Raw genomic sequence first — 15,806 nt, forward strand, 5'->3', positions numbered from 1 at the left:
TGCTTTACCCCACGGAAGATGGAACCATGGGCCGTTTGGATAATTCCTTCGGGTCATTGCGATGCGCAGAGCTGTGGCGCCTGGGGCACAACCGGGCTGCCATTGACCCAGACGGCGGCGATGGCGCGGTCATCGCCCATCATGATGGTGGGGAAGAGTGCTTCCCACAGATCATTGGCCTGCGCGGCGCGCTGCGCAATCGCGGGGGTGGAGGCCAGGTCGATCACCACCAGGTCGGCCTCCCGCCCCGGGGCAAGGGTGCCGATCCGGTCACCCAACCCCAGTGCCCCGGCCGATCCGGCGGTGGCCAGCCACCAGAGTGCTGCCGGATGGACGGCGGTGCCACGCAGCTGGGCGATCTCATAGGCTGCGGCCATGGTGCGCAGCATGGAAAAGCTGGACCCGCCGCCGGTATCGGTGGCCAGCCCCACGCGCTGCCCTTCGCCCTTCAGCCCGGCCAGATCAAACAGCCCCGAGCCGATGAAGCTGTTCGAGGTCGGACAATGCACCAGCGCGGCGCCGACCTCCCGCAGGCGGGCGCGTTCGCGGTCGGTCAGGTGGATGGCATGGCCGAACAGCGCGCCCGGGCCCAGCAGGCCGTGGGCTTCATAGACATCCAGATAATCGCGCGCGGCGGGGAAGAGGTCCCGCACCCAGGCGATTTCCTCGGTCTGTTCGGACAGATGCGTCTGCATCAGCATCCCCGGATGCTCGGCCCATAGCGCGCCCAGGACCTCCAGCTGCGCGGGGGTCGAGGTCGGCGCAAAGCGCGGCGTGATGACATAGGACAGCCGGTCCACCCCGTGCCAGCGGTCGATCAGCGCCTTGCTGTCATCATGAGCAGATTGCGCGCTGTCGCGCAACCCGTCGGGGGCATTGCGGTCCATGCAGGTCTTGCCGGTCAGCGCGCGCAAGCCGCGGGATTGCGCCTCGGCAAAGAAGGCATCGACGCTGGCGGGGTGGATGGTGGCAAAGCTGCAGGCGGTGGTGGTGCCATGGGCCAGCGTCAGGTCGAAATGGCGCGCGGCGATGGTGCGGGCATAGGCGGGGTCGGCCAGGCGCGTTTCCTCGGGGAAGGTATAGGTGTTCAGCCAGTCGATCAGCCGCTTCCCCCAGGACGCGATGATCGCCGTTTGCGGGTAATGGACATGGGCATCCACGAAACCGGCGCTGATCAGGTGCTGGCCATAGTCATGGACGCGCGCCTGCGGATGGGCGGCGCGCAGCTCGGCGGCGGGGCCGGAGGCGCGAATCAACCCGCCGTCGATCAGCACGGCGCCGTGGCGCTCATGCCGCGCTGCAGCAGGGCCTTCGGCAAAAGGGTCGGCGGCAAAGGTCAGGGTCTGGCCAAGAAGCAGGTCGGGCATGGGCAACACCGGGGGGCTGGGGCAGGGCGCTCCATTGCATAGCCTGCGCCGCGTGGTAGAGAAAGGGCGCGTGCGAAAATGCCCTGTGGCAGCGCAAACAGGGCGGCGCGATGTTGCAATGCAGCATGGTTTGGCATACCACCGTATCCCATATTTGTATGCCGTCGCATGCCTCCGGCATCTGCCGTTTGCCATGCCCCAGAAGTGGATCCCGCCATGACCGAGTATGTCCGCAAGCATCAGCTTTCCGTTGACCCTGAGGTGGCGCACTTCATCGACACCCGCGCATTGCCCGGCAGCGGTGTCGCGCCCGAGGCGTTCTGGCAGGCCTTCAGCAATCTGGTGAATGATCTGGGCCCCCGCCAGCGGGCGCTGCTGGAGCGGCGCGCCGAACTGCAGCAGGCCATTGACGCCTGGCATGTGGCAACCGCCGGGCAAGGCCATGACGCCACCGCCTACCACGCCTTCCTGGGGGAAATCGGCTATATCGTGCCCGAAGGCCTTGCCTTCGAGATCGATACCGAAAACACCGACCCGGAGATCGCCCATGTGCCCGGCCCGCAGCTGGTGGTGCCGGTGATGAACGCGCGCTACGCGCTCAACGCCGCGAATGCGCGCTGGGGATCGCTCTATGATGCGCTTTACGGCACCGATGCGCTGGGAGATACGCCCCGCGCCGGCGGCTTCGATGAGGCCCGCGGCGCGCGGGTGGTGGCTGCCGCCAAGGCGATGCTGGATGAGATTGCGCCGCTGGCCCGCGGCGGCCATGCCGATGTACAGGGCTACCGGGTCGAAGCGGGCGCGCTGGTCCCGGCGCTGCGGGACCCGGCGCAATTCGTGGGTTACCGCGGCGATGCTGGAAATCCTGCGGCGATTGTGCTTAAAAACAACGGCTTGCATGCGATTGTTGAGATTGACTCTGAGCATCGCATCGGCCGCACCGACCCTGCGCATGTGGCCGATATCCGGCTGGAATCGGCCATGACCGTGATCATGGATTGCGAGGATTCGGTCGCCGCCGTGGATGGTGAGGACAAGGTGCTGGCCTGGGGCAACTGGCTGGGGCTGATGCAGGGTGACCTTTCGGAGACCGTGCAGAAGGGCGGCGAGAGCTTCACCCGCCGCCTGAACCCGGATCTGGAGGTCACCGCCCCCGATGGCGGCGCGCTGGTGCTAAAGGGCCGCGCGCTCATGCTGGTGCGCAATGTGGGCCTGCTGATGACCAACCCCGCCGTTCTGGACCGTGACGGGAACGAGGCTTATGAGGGGCTTCTGGACGCCATGGTGACCACGCTTTGCGCGCTCCATGACCTGAAGAAGCCTGAAGGGATGCGCAATTCGGTCACCGGCAGCATCTATGCGGTGCAGCCGAAACTGCATGGCCCCGAGGAAGTGGCTTTTGTGGATGCGATGTTCACCCGGATCGAAGCCGCGCTGGGGCTGGCGCCCAACACGGTGAAACTGGGCATCATGGATGAGGAGCGGCGCACCTCGGTCAATCTGGCCGAATGCATCCGCGCCGCGCGTCACCGGGTGGCCTTCATCAACACCGGCTTCCTGGACCGCACGGGCGACGAGATCCACACCGCCATGGAAGCCGGGCCGATGATCCCCAAGGGCGAGATGCGCAACGCGGTCTGGTTGCAGGCCTATGAGGACCGCAACGTGGATATCGGCCTGGCCTGCGGGCTGCGCGGGCGCGCGCAGATCGGCAAGGGGATGTGGGCCATGCCCGACCGCATGGCCGAGATGCTGGAGGTCAAGGTGAACCACCCGCTGGCCGGAGCCAGTACCGCCTGGGTGCCCAGCCCCACCGCCGCCACGCTGCACGCAATCCATTACCACCGGGTTGATGTGCCCGCCCGCCAGGCCGAGATCGCCGCCACGGTGGCATCGGGTGGCCCGCGCGCCGGTCTGGACGCGCTGCTGACCCTGCCGCTGGCCGCGGGGCGGAATTTCTCGGATGAGGAGATCACGCGCGAGGTGGAGAACAACGCCCAGGGTATTCTGGGATATGTGGTGCGCTGGGTCGATCAGGGTGTGGGCTGTTCCAAGGTGCCCAATATCGACGATGTGGGCCTGATGGAGGATCGCGCCACCTGCCGGATCAGCGCGCAGGGGCTGGCCAACTGGCTGCATCACGGGGTTGTCGGTGAAGATCAGGTCATGGCCGCGATGAAGAAAATGGCCGAAGTTGTGGACCGCCAGAACGCGGGCGATCCCGCATATGAACCGATGGCGCCGGGGTTTGATGGTGAGGCATTCCGGGCAGCCTGTGATCTGGTGTTTCAGGGCCGCGCGCAGCCTTCGGGCTATACCGAGCCGGTGCTCCATGCCCGGCGGCTGGAGCGCAAGGCTCGCGGCTGGGCCGCGCCGCAGGCGCGCCGGGCCTGAGGGTCGCGCGGCTGCATGCCGGGGGTGGGGGGCGCTGCCCCCCGTCCAGCCAGGGCTGGACTCCCCCCGGAGTATTTTTTGCAAGAAAATGGGGGCCGGGGATGGCTTTGACACTGGAACAGGCGCGCGCGATCATTGCCGGGGCGCGGGACAAGGGGCGCGCGATGGGGCTGAAGCCGCTGTCGGTGGTGGTTCTGGATGCGGGCGGCCATGTGCTGGCCTTCGAGCGCGAGGATGATGCCGCGCCGGGGCGGTTCGGTATTGCGCAGGGCAAGGCCTATGGCGCGGTGATGCTGGGCATGGCCGGGCGTGCCCAGATGGCAAGGGCCGAGGCGCAGGCCTATTTCATGGCTGCCGTGAACGGTGTCTATGGGGGCAAGGTGGTGCCGGTGCCCGGGGGGGTCTTGTTGCGCGACGGGGGCGGTGCGGTGATCGGGGCCATTGGTGTGACCGGCGATACCTCGGACAATGATGCCGAGGCGGCGCTGGCGGGGGCGGCGGCGGCGGGGATTTCCGCCGAGGCCTGAGCGTCACCCCCGATGCGGGCGGCCCGGGTCAGCTGTGGTTGCGGGTGAGCACCGAGGTCTGGAACCGCTGGATCCGGCCCTTCGGGGTGATGTGATCATGGTGCTGGCTGCTCAGCAGGCGCAGTTTGCCGGGCAGGTGCCTTTCAATCATCGCAGACAGGGTTTCGGGGTTGTAGCGTGCCACCGGCAGGCCCGAGCAGCGTTCGGGGCCATCTTCGGCGAAGGTGGACAGCACAACGTCGCCATGCGCGGCAAGGGCGGTGTCCAGCCGGTTCAGATAGGCGGCGCGGTCAGCGTCATCGGTCAGGAAATGGAACACCGCCCGGTCATGCCAGAGCGCGTGGCGGCGCTTCGGGCGCCAACGGGTGACATCGGCGGCGATCCATGCAACGGCATCGGCGCGCGCGCCCAGCCGCGCGCGCGATCTGGCCAGGGCCTTCGCGCTGAGGTCCAGCACCGTGACCGGCCCGAACCCGCGATCCAGCAGGGCATCGACAAGCCGCGATGTCCCGCCGCCCACATCGATGACGGGGTCGCCGGGGGTGATACGGGCGGTGATGAGATCCAGCGAAGGGCGCGGGACATCCTGATGCCAGGTCAGGGCCTGCTCATCGCGGGCGGCATAAACGCTGTCCCAATGGTGCGTGTGCGGATCGGGGGCAAGGGTGGGGCTGGACATGGGGGCCTTTCATTTCGCGCCTGCCGGAGATATGTGCATTCGGCGCTGATGCCGCAAGGGCGGGGCGCTGGCCTCTCGACCCCGGGCGGAGGGGCGCCTATGTTCCCTGAACAGCAGGCAGGAGAGTCGGCATGCACCGCCCCGTCGTCGGGATCATCGGCAACAGTTATCTGATCAACGACCAGTACCCGGCCCATGCCGGGGGCACCATGAATTCCGAGGCGGTGGCCGAGGTTTCAGGGTGCTTGCCGATGCTGATCCCTTCGGACCCGCGGCTGGTCGGTGTGGCCGAGTTGCTGGAAGTGTGTGACGGCTTCCTGCTGACCGGGGGGCGGCCCAATGTCCACCCCGAGGAATATGGCGAACCGGAGACCCCGGCCCATGGGGCCTTCGACCGCGGCCGCGATGCGGTGGCGCTGCCGCTGGTGCGGGCCTGTGTGGAGCGGGGGCAGCCGTTCATGGGCGTGTGCCGGGGGTTTCAGGAGGTCAATGTGGCCATGGGGGGCACGCTTCACCCGGAAATCCGCGAGCTGCCCGGGCGCATGAACCACCGGATGCCGCCCGATGGGTCACTGGAGGAGAAATTTGCCCTGCGCCACAAGGTGCGGTTTTCCGAAGGCGGGCCGTTTCATCGGTTGCTGGGGGCCGCGGAGGTGATGACGAATACGTTGCACGGGCAGGGGGTGAAGACGCCGGGCGCGCGGATCGTCATTGATGGCTGGGCCCCTGATGACACGCCCGAGGCGCTCTATGTGCGCGATGCACCGGGGTTCACGCTGTCGGTGCAGTGGCACCCGGAGTGGAACGCGGCGCATGATCCGGTGTCACGCCCGTTGTTCGCGGCCTTTGGCGCGGCAGTGAAGGAGTTTGCGCGGGCGCGGCGCGGGGGTGCGCGGGCCTTGAGCGCGTGAGGGGCTCTCGGCCTCCGTTGCGCATTGGGGGTGGGCTGGTCGCGTAGCCCCCAGTGCGTCTGATTGGGCGGTGCGTGGGGTGGTCAGCCTTCGGCGCGCAGAATCCGGGCCGGACGCGCGGAAATGGGGCGGGCGGCGAAGGCCAGACCGGCGATGAGGGTTGCGGCGACACCGCCGAGGATGATGATGGTGGCCGAGATGGGTTCGAACCGGTAGGCGGTATTCATCACGAAATGCATGATCGCCCAGGCACCGGCTGCGCCCGCGCCGATGGCGACGAGCGCGGCGGCCATGCCCATCAGCCCGGCGCGCAGGGCGAAGCTGGTCAGGATGGTGCGCCGGGTGGCGCCGAGGGTTTTGAGGATCGCAGCCTCGTGGATGCGGGCGCCGACGCCGGCCGCCGCCGCCCCGATCAGCACCACGAAACCCGTCAGCAGCGTGGCCAGCGCCGCGTAGGAGGTGGCGGTGGCGATCTGGCCCAGAGCCTCGGACACGCGGTCGGCGGCTTCGCGCACGCGGATGGCGGTGATGTTGGGATAGGCGTTGGAGAGTTCACGCAGGATCGCGCCTTCGGCCCCTTCGGCGGCGTAGACGGTGGCGATATGGGTGTGGGGCGCGCTGCGCATGGGTTCGGGGGTCATGGTCATCACGAAGCCCATGCCGCCGGTGGAGAAATCGACCTCGCGGAAATTGGCGATTTCGGCGGTGATGTCGCGGCCCAGGATGTTGACGGTGACGGTATCGCCGATGCGCAGGCCCAGTTCGGCCCCTTCGGAGGCGCCGAAGCTGACAAGGGGCGGGCCGATGTAATCCGCCTCCCACCAGGTGCCGTCGGTGAGGGTGACGCCCGCGTCCTGGGTGGCGGCGTAGGTGATGCCGCGGTCGCCGCGCAGCACCCAATGGTCGGAGCGGGGGTGTTCGCGCGCCGGGATGTCGTTGATGGCGGTGATGACGCCGCGCAGCATGGGCGCGGTGTCCACGCGCGAGACATCCGGGTTGGTGTTCAGGCGTTCGCTGAAACCTGCAAGTTGGTCGTTCTGGATGTCCAGGAAGAAGTAGCTGGGCGCGCGGTCCGGCAGGTCGGCCGAGATGGCGTTGCGCAGGTTGGTGTCGATCTGGCCCACGGCGGCCAGCACCGTCAGGCCTAGGCCCAGCGACAGGATCACCGCCGTTGCGCCTTCGCGCGGGTTGGCGATGGCGCCCAGCGCCATGCGCAGGGCGGTGCGGCCGCGCAGGGCGCGGGCGCGCGCGGCGCGGCGGGCCAGCGCCTGCACCAGCAGCGCCACCACCACCAGCGCCAGCAGCGCCGCCACGATCCCGCCCAGGGTGGCGAAGGCCAGCAGCGGAACCTCGGCGAACCAGGCGGCGGCGGCGGTCAGCAGCGCGAGCACGGCGGCGATGGCGGCAAGATAGGGCCAGCGCGGCCAGACGGTCGCTTCGCTGCCGATCCCGCGAAAGATCGCCGCCGCGCGGACATTTTCGGTGCGCGCCAGTGGCCAGAGGGTGAAGACCAGCGCCGTCAGCGCGCCATAGAGCGCGGCCTCCAGCAGTGGTGCGGGGCGAAAGACGACCTGCGGCGGCACCGGCAGTTGATCTGCCAGAAGGGGGGCGACGGCGAAGGGGACCAGCGCGCCCAGCACCATGCCCAGCGCGATCCCCAGCGCGGTCAGCGCGCCGATCTGAAGGAAATACACCGCAAGGATGGTGCGGGTTTCCGCGCCAAGGGTCTTCAGCGTGGCGATGGTGGCGGTCTTGCGGTCCAGATAGCTGCGCACGGCGGCGGAAACCCCCACGCCGCCCACCGCCAGCCCGGCCAGCCCCACCAGCACCAGGAAAGAGCCGATGCGTTCGACGAATCGATCTACGCCGGGCGCGGCGCGGCGGCTGTCACGCCAGCGGGCGCCGGAGCCTTCGAAGGCCTGCATCGTGGTGGCGCGGGCGCTGTCCAGATCCAGCCCTGGGGGCAGCAGCATCCGGTATTGGCTGGTGTAAAGCGTGCCGGGGCCAAGGAGTTCGGCATTGGCCAGCGCTTCAGTCGCCACCAGAGTGCGCGGGCCGAAGCCGAAGGTGGCGCCCACGGCATCGGGTTCGCGCACCACCGTGGCCATCAGCGTGAACTCCTGCACGCCCAGGCGGAAGGTGTCGCCCAGCGCCAGCCCCAGACGGTCCGCCAGGATACGGTCCATGGCGCCGCCGGGGCGGCCATCGGCACCGGCAAACACATGATCCAGCGGCATCGGCGGGTCCAGCGTGACCTCGCCCAGCAGGGGATAGGCGTCATCCACGCCCTTGACCTGCGTGACCGATCGTTCCTCGCCCGCCACAGCCATGGAGCGGAAATCGACGATCTCGGATACCTCCAGCGCCAGATCATCCAGAAAGGCGCGTTCCTGCGGCTCGGCGAAGCGGTAGGTGAGGCGCAATTCGGCGTCGCCACCCAGAAGGGCCGCGCCTTCCTCGGCCAGCCCTGCATTGATGGCGGCGCGGACGGAGCCGACGGCGGCGATGGCGCCGACGCCCAGCGTCAGGCAGGCAAGGAACACCCAGAAGCCGCGCAGGCCTCCGCGCATCTCACGCCGGGCGATGCGGGCGGCGACGCGCAGGCTCATTCGGCGGCTCCGCGCAGGGTGCGTTGATCCTCGTCCGCGGCGATGCGCCCATCCATCAGCCGGACCACCCGGTCACAGCGCGCGGCCAGCTCCGGCGCGTGGGTCACCAGCACCAGCGTGCTGCCATGGCGGTCGCGCAGGCCGAAGAGCAGGTCCATGATCGCCTCGCCCGTGGTCTGGTCCAGATTGCCCGTGGGCTCATCGGCCAGCAGCAGGCGGGGGCGGGGTGCGGCGGCGCGCGCCAGCGCCACGCGCTGCTGCTCGCCGCCCGAAAGCTGGGCGGGGTAATGGTCCAGCCGGGCGCCGAGGCCCACGGCGTGCAGTTCTTCGGCGGCGCGGTCGAACGCATCCTGCCGGCCGGCAAGTTCCAGCGGGGTGGCCACGTTTTCCAGCGCGGTCATGGTGGGAATCAGGTGGAAAGACTGGAACACCACCCCCATATTCGTGCGACGAAGGCGGGCGAGCGCGTCCTCGTCCAGCGCGGTGAGGTCCTGGCCCAGCGCCAAGACGCGCCCGCCGGTGGCGCGCTCCAGCCCGCCCATGACCATGAGGAGAGACGACTTGCCCGAGCCAGAAGGCCCCACCATCCCCAGCGTTTCGCCCGCGCCCACATCAAGCGTGATCCCGCGCAGGATCTCCACCGGGCCGGCATTGCCCTGCAAGGTCAGGGAGACATCGCTGAGCGAGAGGAGTGTATCGGACATGCTGGCCTTTCCGGGGTCTTGGGTCTGGTTGGCATATGGGGCCGCGGGGCGGATTGGCAAGCGCTGCGCTGCGGCGGGGCGGCGAGTGGCCGCGGGTGTGGCGCTGGGGTTGGCGCTGGCCGCGCCGGTGGCGGCCGAGCCGCTGCGGCTGGTGGCGCTGGGCGACAGTCTGACCCAGGGCTACGGGCTGGCGCAAGGCGATGGGCTGGTGCCGCAACTGCAGGACTGGCTGCGCGATGCGGGCCATGACGTGGACGTGATCAACGCCGGTGTCTCGGGCGATACCACGGCCGGGGGGCTGGCGCGGCTGGACTGGACCCTGGCCGAGCCGGTGGACGCGATGCTGGTGATCCTGGGCGGCAATGACCTGTTGCGGGGGATCGATCCGGGCGCCAGCCGGTCCAACCTGGACGGGATTCTGGCGCGACTGGGCACTGAGGGCATCCCCGCCATGCTGGTCGGCATGCCCGCGCCGGGCAATTACGGGCCCGAATACCGCGAGGCATTCGAGGCCATGTATCCCGAATTGGCCGAGGTCCATGGCGCCGCGTTCTACCCCGATCTGCTGCAACCCATGTCCGACAAGGCCGAGGCCGGGTTGTCCTTTTCCGACATGATGCAGGATGACCATATCCACCCCAATGCCGAAGGCGTGGGCGTGATCGTGGATGCGCTGGGGCCGGTGGTCTCGGGGTTTCTGGCCGGGATGGAGGAGGGGGCATGAGCGGCGCGGCCCAGCCGGACTGTCTGTTCTGCCGGATCGCGGCGGGGGAGTTGCCCGCGCACAAGCTGCATGAGGATGACCATATCCTGGCCTTTCTGGACCTGCATCCGATCCGCCCCGGCCATGCGCTGGTGATCCCCAAGGCGCATCATGTCTGGTTCGAGGATCTGCCCGAGCCGCTGGCCACGCGGATCACCACCTGCGCGCAGCGTCTGGCGCGGGCGATGAAGCGGATCTACGCGGTGGAGCGGGTGTCGCTGTTCTATACCGGCATTCACGTGCCCCATGCCCACGCCCATGTGGTGCCCATGCACCATGTGCATGACGTGACCTCGGCCGCTTATCTGGGCGAGGGGCTGGAGGCCTTCACCGCCCCGCCGCGCCCTGAACCGGAGGCGCTGGAGGCTGTGGCCGAGGCGCTGCGCAGCGGGCTGCGGGGCTGAATTCGCCCTTTCGGCACTGCGCGCAACGCGTTAACAGGGCAGGCGAGAGGCAGGTGCGCAACCGGCACCATCGCGGCGAAGGAGCCTGCGGGCGTGAGTTTGTTCGACAACGTATTCGTGCTGATCGACACCAGGTCGTTTTCTTCGGTCTGGTACTGGATCGCCCTGGCGGTGATGTGGTCCACCGTGTCGCATTACACGATGGGCGTGCCCCATGACCTGATCACGCGGGCGCGGCGGCGCGGTGGGATGGCGGCCGAGGATGCCGAGGTCATGACCCATGTCCAGGTGCGCCGCCGACTGACCGCCATGCGCAGCGCGGGGCATTGGATCACCGGGTTTGTCGCCACCGCGCTGACGGTCTTGCTGGTGCTGGGCTTCGGCTATGGGGTGGAACTGGCGCAGGCAGTATTTCTGCTGCTGGCGCCGCTGAGCCTGACCGGGGTTCTGGCCATGCGCACGGCGTTGCGGATCGAGGCCGGGGACGAGCGCGGCGAGGCGCTGTGGCGCCGACTGGGGCGCCTGCGGCTGGCCACCCAGGTTACCGGCATGGTGTCGATCTTCATCACCGCCATGTGGGGCATGTGGAGCATCCTGACCATGAGCGTTCTGGGCGGGTGAGCTTTGCGGCGCGGCATCTGGTGGCGGGGAACCCCCCGTCGGCGGCACCGCAGGTGGGAGGGCGCTCCCGCCCGTTCGGACCTGCCGAAGCGGCAGGTCCGTCCCGTTGGGCCGGGCAGCGCAGGCGTGCCTGCGCTGCAGGGACAATGTGTGGACGCGGGCAAGCCCGCGCCACGGGTTTGTTTTTCGGGTGCGGGCAAGCCCGCACCGCGGGGGGCGCTGCCCCCCGGCGCCCGCAACGGGCGCGCCCCCCGGGATATTTCTCCAAGGGTGAATGAGCAGGCGGGGATCATGCTGTGGCGTGTGGATGAGGGTTGGATCAGGCAGGGCAGGGCCGGGTATGGAAGGTCGGGGCATGGATAGCCAGGCGGTTGGGCGGATCATTCTGGGGGGCGCACCCGAAGGGTATGATGCGCGGTTGCTGGCGCGCGAGGTGGCGCGGGGGGCGGGGCCGGTTGTTCATGTGGCCCGCGATGACCGCCGGGCCGAGGCCATGCGCCGGGCGCTGGCGTTCTTTGCGCCCGATCTGACGGTGCTGTCCTTTCCGGCCTGGGATTGCCTGCCCTATGACCGGGTGTCGCCCAATCCGGCGCTCACGGCGCAGCGCATGGCGGTTCTGGCGGCGCTGGCGACAGGAGCGGTGCCGGGGCCGTTCGTGCTGCTGACCACGCTGTCGGCGGCAGTTCAGCGGGTGCCGGATCGCGCGGTGGTGGCCGGGGCCTCGTTCGTGGCGCAGGTGGGCGGGCGGATCGATGAGGCGGGGTTGCGGGCCTATCTGGCGCGGATGGGTTTTGTGCCCGTTCCCATGGTCACCGGGCCGGGGGAATTTGCCCTGCGCGGGGGGATCATCGATATTTTCGCGCCGGGGCAGGGCGGGCCGGTGCGGCTGGACCTGTTCGGCGATGTTCTGGACGGCGCGCGACGGTTCGACCCGGAGACCCAGCGCACCACGGAAAAGCTGTCGGCGGTGGAGTTGGCGCCGGTGTCCGAGATCATCCTCGATGACGCCGCGATCACGCGGTTCCGCCAGAATTACCGCGCCGAGTTTGGTGCAGGCGGCGGCGATGATCCGCTCTATGAGGCGGTCAGCGCCGGGCGCAAGCATCAGGGGATGGAGCATTGGCTGCCGTTTTTCCATGAGCGACTGGAAACGCTGTTCGACTATCTGCCTGGCGCGCCGGTGACGCTGGATGACGCCGCCGATACGGCCCGCGCCGCCCGGTGGGAGGCGATCTCGGACCAGCATGATGCGCGGCGCGAGGCGATGGCGGCGCGCGGCGCGCGGGTGGACACGGTCTACAAGCCCTGCCCGCCGGAGTTGCTGTATCTGGATGACGCGGCCTGGGACGGGGCGCTGGATGGGCGCCGGGTGATCCGCTTCAGCCCCTTGCCACAGGCGCCCGGGCCGGGGGTGCTGGATGCGGGCGGGCGCGCGGGGCGCAGTTTTGCCCCCGAACGCCAGCAGGAGGATGTGAACCTGTTCGCCGCCCTGGCCGATCATCTGGCCGCGCGGCGCAAGGCGGGGCAGGTGGTTGTGACAAGCTGGTCCGAGGGCGCGCAGGAGCGGCTTTCGGGGTTGCTGGCGGATCATGGCGCCGAGGGCGCGCGTATCATCGCTGATGCGCGCGATATCCCCGAGGGCAAGGGGGGGCTGTTCCTGGCGGTCTGGCCGCTGGACGCAGGGTTCGAGGCGCCGGGGCTGAGCGTGATATCCGAGGCCGATGTTCTGGGCGACCGTCTGGTGGGTCGCGCGCGCCGCCGCAAACGGGCCGAGAACTTCCTGACCGAGGCGCAATCCCTGTCCCCCGGCGATCTGGTGGTGCATGTGGATCATGGCGTGGGCCGCTACACGGGGCTGGAGACGATCACCGCCATGGGCGCCCCGCATGAATGCATCGCGCTGGAATATGCAGGCGGTGACCGGCTGTTCCTGCCGGTTGAAAATATCGAGTTGCTGTCACGCTTCGGCCACGAAGACGGGCTGCTGGACCGGCTGGGCGGCGGCGCCTGGCAGGCCAAGAAGGCGAAGCTGAAGAACCGCATCCGCGAGATTGCCGACAAGCTGATCCGCATTGCCGCCGAGCGTGAGTTGCGCCGCGCGCCTGTGTTCGACCCGCCCGAAAGCCAGTGGGATGCCTTCTGCGCCCGCTTCCCCTATGCGGAGACTGACGACCAGCTGCGCGCGATCGAGGATGTGCTGGGCGATCTGCAGGCCGGGCGCCCGATGGACCGGCTGGTGGTGGGCGATGTGGGCTTCGGCAAGACCGAAGTGGCCATGCGCGCGGCCTTTGTCGCTGCCATGTCCGGGGTGCAGGTAGCGGTGATCGCGCCCACGACTCTGCTGGCGCGGCAGCATTTCAAGACCTTTGCCGAACGGTTCCGGGGCTTTCCACTGCAGGTGCGGGCGCTGTCGCGCTTTGTGTCGGCCAAGGAGGCGGCGGCAACGCGCGCGGGCCTGGCCGACGGGACGGTGGATATCGTGATCGGCACCCACGCGCTGCTGGCCAAGGGCGTGAAATTCCGCGATCTGGGCCTGCTGGTGATCGACGAGGAGCAGCATTTCGGCGTCAACCACAAGGAGCGGCTGAAATCCCTGCGCTCGGACGTGCATGTGCTGACGCTGACGGCCACGCCGATCCCGCGCACGTTGCAACTGTCGCTTTCGGGCGTGCGGGACCTGTCGCTGATCTCCACCCCGCCCATCGACCGTCTGGCGATCCGCACCTATGTCAGCGAATTCGACACCGTCACCCTGCGCGAGGCTCTGCTGCGCGAGCGGTACCGCGGCGGGCAGTCCTTCTTTGTGGTCCCGCGCGTGGCCGACCTGCCCGAGATCGAGGACTGGCTGCGCGAACATGTCCCCGAGGTCAGCTTCATCACCGCCCATGGGCAACTGGCGGCGGGCGATCTGGATACGCGGATGAATGCGTTTTACGATGGCAAGTATGACGTGCTGCTGGCCACGACAATTGTGGAATCGGGGCTGGATATTCCCACCGCCAACACCATGATCATCCACCGCGCGGATATGTTCGGGCTGGCGCAGATGTATCAGATCCGGGGCCGGGTGGGGCGGGCCAAGACGCGGGCCTATTGCTATCTGACCACCAAGCCCCGCGCGCCGCTGACCCCGCAGGCCGAAAAGCGGCTGCGGCTGCTGGCAAGTCTGGACCAGTTGGGCGCGGGCTTCACGCTGGCCAGCCAGGACATGGACCTGCGCGGGGCCGGCAATATCCTGGGCGAGGAACAGTCCGGCCATATCCGCGAGGTTGGCTATGAGCTTTATCAGCAGATGCTGGAGGAGACGCTCTCGAAGCTGCGCGCGGGTGAGCTTGGTGGCCCGTCGGATGATGACGGTCAATGGGCGCCGCAGATCAACCTCGGGGTCCCGGTTTTGATCCCCGACGACTATGTGCCGGATCTGGATGTGCGGCTGGGGCTTTACCGGCGGCTTTCGGGGCTGGAAGGCAAGGTGGAGCTGGAAGGCTTCGCGGCCGAGCTGATCGACCGGTTCGGAAAGCTCCCGCGTGAGGTGAACACGCTGCTGGCAGTGATCCGGATCAAGGCGATGTGCAAGCGCGCCGGGATCGCACGGCTGGATGCGGGGCCGAAGGGCGCCACGGTCCAGTTTCATAACGACAAATTCGCCAGCCCCGCGGGCCTGGTGGAATTCGTACGCGCACAGGACGGGCAGGCCAGGGTGCGTGACAACAAGATCGTGGTGCAGCGTGACTGGTCGCAGGACCGCGAGAAGCTGCGCGGCGCCTTTGCCATCGCGCGCGATCTGGCCCGCGCCGCCGAGGGCAAGCGCGGCTGAGCGGGATTTGTTTCGGTTTTCCGCGCAAATGCGGTAAACTGGCAAGGTCTGTAACGAGGGAGGACGTCCATGGACCGTGATGCCTATGTTGACAAGATGAAGGCGCAGATCGACATGTGGAACGCCGAGATCGGGAAGTTCCAGGCCAAGGCACGCGAGGCCGAGGCCGATGCGCGGATAAAGTACGAAAAGCAGATCGAAGAGATGCGCACCCAGCGCGATGAGGCCGAAAAGAAGATGGCAGAGGCCCGCAACGCCAGCGAAGACGCATGGAAGGACATGCGCAAGGGCTTCGAGTCGGCCTGGGACAACATGAACAAGGCGTTTTCGGACGCCATGAAGCGGTTCAACTGAGCCTCTGAAAGGCGCGGGTGTGATCCGGCGGCGGCCCCGGCGCGTAAGGCGATTGGGAGCCAGACGACCGGAGAGTGCCATGCGGATCACATTCGCTGCCCTGATGCTTTTGCTTTTCCTGACACCGGCGCGGGCTGGAGCCGAGGGCCCGGCACGCGCCGGGGCGATCGCGGAGGTCATCTCCAGCCAGATTGAGGCGTTTAGCGACGATGATTTCGACGCCGCGTTCGATTATGCCTCGCCCACGATCCGCGGCATGTTCGGCTCGCCCGAGCGGTTTGGGCGGATGGTGCGCGAGGGCTATCCCATGGTTCATCGTCCCGAAACGCTGCGCTTCGGTGATCTGCGCGAGGCGCGCGGGCGGCTGTGGCAACGGGTGATCGTCAGCGATGCCGCGGGGCGGGTGCATTTGTTGGATTATCAGATGATCGAAACGGACGGTGGCTGGCGGATCAACGGTGTTGTGCTGGTCCCGGCGCAGGAGGCCGGGGTCTGAGGGCCGCCTTGCGCTGACCTGGCGCTGCGCATTTGGGCCAGCGGGGAGGAGCGCCCCCGAGCCGCGCCCACCCACCCAGCGCGCCTCGCGGGCGCTTGGCCCTGTGCCGGGGCACAGGGCCGTCTGTTTGGTGGGGGGCGTGTTGCAGACCCGGCAGTTG

Annotated in this window: 13 protein-coding genes; 9 read left to right on the top strand and 4 right to left on the bottom strand. The window is 68.3% G+C overall.

The window, feature by feature from the left end; translation table 11 throughout:
• Positions 1-53: 53 nt before the first annotated feature.
• Positions 54-1,367, bottom strand: a complete 1,314-nt coding sequence (gene guaD / locus HUK65_RS13130; protein ID WP_179906728.1) for a guanine deaminase — start codon at positions 1,365-1,367, stop codon at positions 54-56.
• Between the two features lie 216 nt (positions 1,368-1,583).
• Here guaD and HUK65_RS13135 point away from each other — a divergent pair, with 216 nt between their 5' ends.
• Both HUK65_RS13135 and HUK65_RS13140 read left to right on the top strand, forming a co-directional pair.
• Positions 1,584-3,761 (top strand): malate synthase G, encoded by a 2,178-nt coding sequence (locus HUK65_RS13135; protein ID WP_179906729.1) that lies wholly within the window; start codon positions 1,584-1,586, stop codon positions 3,759-3,761.
• 101 nt (positions 3,762-3,862) lie between these two features.
• Positions 3,863-4,288 carry a GlcG/HbpS family heme-binding protein gene (locus tag HUK65_RS13140; RefSeq protein WP_179906730.1) on the top strand — a complete coding sequence of 142 codons (426 nt, stop codon included), beginning with the start codon at positions 3,863-3,865 and terminating at the stop codon, positions 4,286-4,288.
• 28 nt (positions 4,289-4,316) lie between these two features.
• Here the strand turns inward: HUK65_RS13140 and HUK65_RS13145 are convergent, their stop codons facing one another.
• On the bottom strand, positions 4,317-4,967 hold the full coding sequence (locus HUK65_RS13145; protein ID WP_179906731.1) for a class I SAM-dependent methyltransferase: 651 nt from the start codon (positions 4,965-4,967) through the stop codon (positions 4,317-4,319).
• A 131-nt stretch (positions 4,968-5,098) separates the two neighbouring features.
• Between HUK65_RS13145 and HUK65_RS13150 the strand changes: the two genes are divergently transcribed.
• Entirely contained in the window at positions 5,099-5,878 is a 780-nt protein-coding gene (locus HUK65_RS13150) for a gamma-glutamyl-gamma-aminobutyrate hydrolase family protein (RefSeq protein WP_179906732.1), read from the top strand.
• An 83-nt stretch (positions 5,879-5,961) separates the two neighbouring features.
• On the opposite strand, the gene HUK65_RS13155 is transcribed toward HUK65_RS13150, so the two are convergent.
• Both HUK65_RS13155 and HUK65_RS13160 read right to left on the bottom strand, forming a co-directional pair.
• The gene (locus tag HUK65_RS13155; protein WP_179906733.1) at positions 5,962-8,487 is read right to left on the bottom strand and encodes an ABC transporter permease; all 2,526 of its coding nucleotides are present in this window, start codon (positions 8,485-8,487) and stop codon (positions 5,962-5,964) included.
• On the bottom strand, positions 8,484-9,191 hold the full coding sequence (locus HUK65_RS13160; RefSeq protein WP_179906734.1) for an ABC transporter ATP-binding protein: 708 nt from the start codon (positions 9,189-9,191) through the stop codon (positions 8,484-8,486). Before HUK65_RS13160 ends, HUK65_RS13155 begins: the two co-directional genes overlap by 4 nt.
• On the opposite strand from HUK65_RS13160, the gene HUK65_RS13165 reads away from it, so the two are divergent.
• The 6 genes from HUK65_RS13165 (at position 9,190) to HUK65_RS13190 (ending at position 15,646) form a co-directional block, all read left to right on the top strand.
• Positions 9,190-9,915 (top strand): arylesterase, encoded by a 726-nt coding sequence (locus HUK65_RS13165; RefSeq protein ID WP_179906735.1) that lies wholly within the window; start codon positions 9,190-9,192, stop codon positions 9,913-9,915. The two genes, HUK65_RS13160 and HUK65_RS13165, sit on opposite strands and share 2 nt — an antisense overlap.
• Positions 9,912-10,358, top strand: coding sequence for an HIT family protein (locus HUK65_RS13170; protein WP_179906736.1), 447 nt, complete (start codon positions 9,912-9,914; stop codon positions 10,356-10,358). The genes HUK65_RS13165 and HUK65_RS13170 overlap by 4 nt, the downstream gene beginning before the upstream one ends.
• 93 nt (positions 10,359-10,451) lie before the next feature.
• Positions 10,452-10,979 carry a component of SufBCD complex gene (locus HUK65_RS13175; RefSeq protein WP_179906737.1) on the top strand — a complete coding sequence of 176 codons (528 nt, stop codon included), beginning with the start codon at positions 10,452-10,454 and terminating at the stop codon, positions 10,977-10,979.
• Positions 10,980-11,334: 355 nt separating this feature from the next.
• Entirely contained in the window at positions 11,335-14,796 is a 3,462-nt protein-coding gene (gene mfd, locus HUK65_RS13180; protein ID WP_179906738.1) for a transcription-repair coupling factor, read from the top strand.
• Positions 14,797-14,865: 69 nt separating this feature from the next.
• Positions 14,866-15,150 carry a sll1863 family stress response protein gene (locus HUK65_RS13185; protein ID WP_179906739.1) on the top strand — a complete coding sequence of 95 codons (285 nt, stop codon included), beginning with the start codon at positions 14,866-14,868 and terminating at the stop codon, positions 15,148-15,150.
• Positions 15,151-15,229: 79 nt separating this feature from the next.
• Positions 15,230-15,646, top strand: coding sequence for a DUF4864 domain-containing protein (locus HUK65_RS13190; RefSeq protein WP_235442138.1), 417 nt, complete (start codon positions 15,230-15,232; stop codon positions 15,644-15,646).
• Positions 15,647-15,806 lie beyond the last annotated feature (160 nt).

The organism is Rhabdonatronobacter sediminivivens (assembly GCF_013415485.1).
Lineage (GTDB): Bacteria > Pseudomonadota > Alphaproteobacteria > Rhodobacterales > Rhodobacteraceae > Rhabdonatronobacter > Rhabdonatronobacter sediminivivens.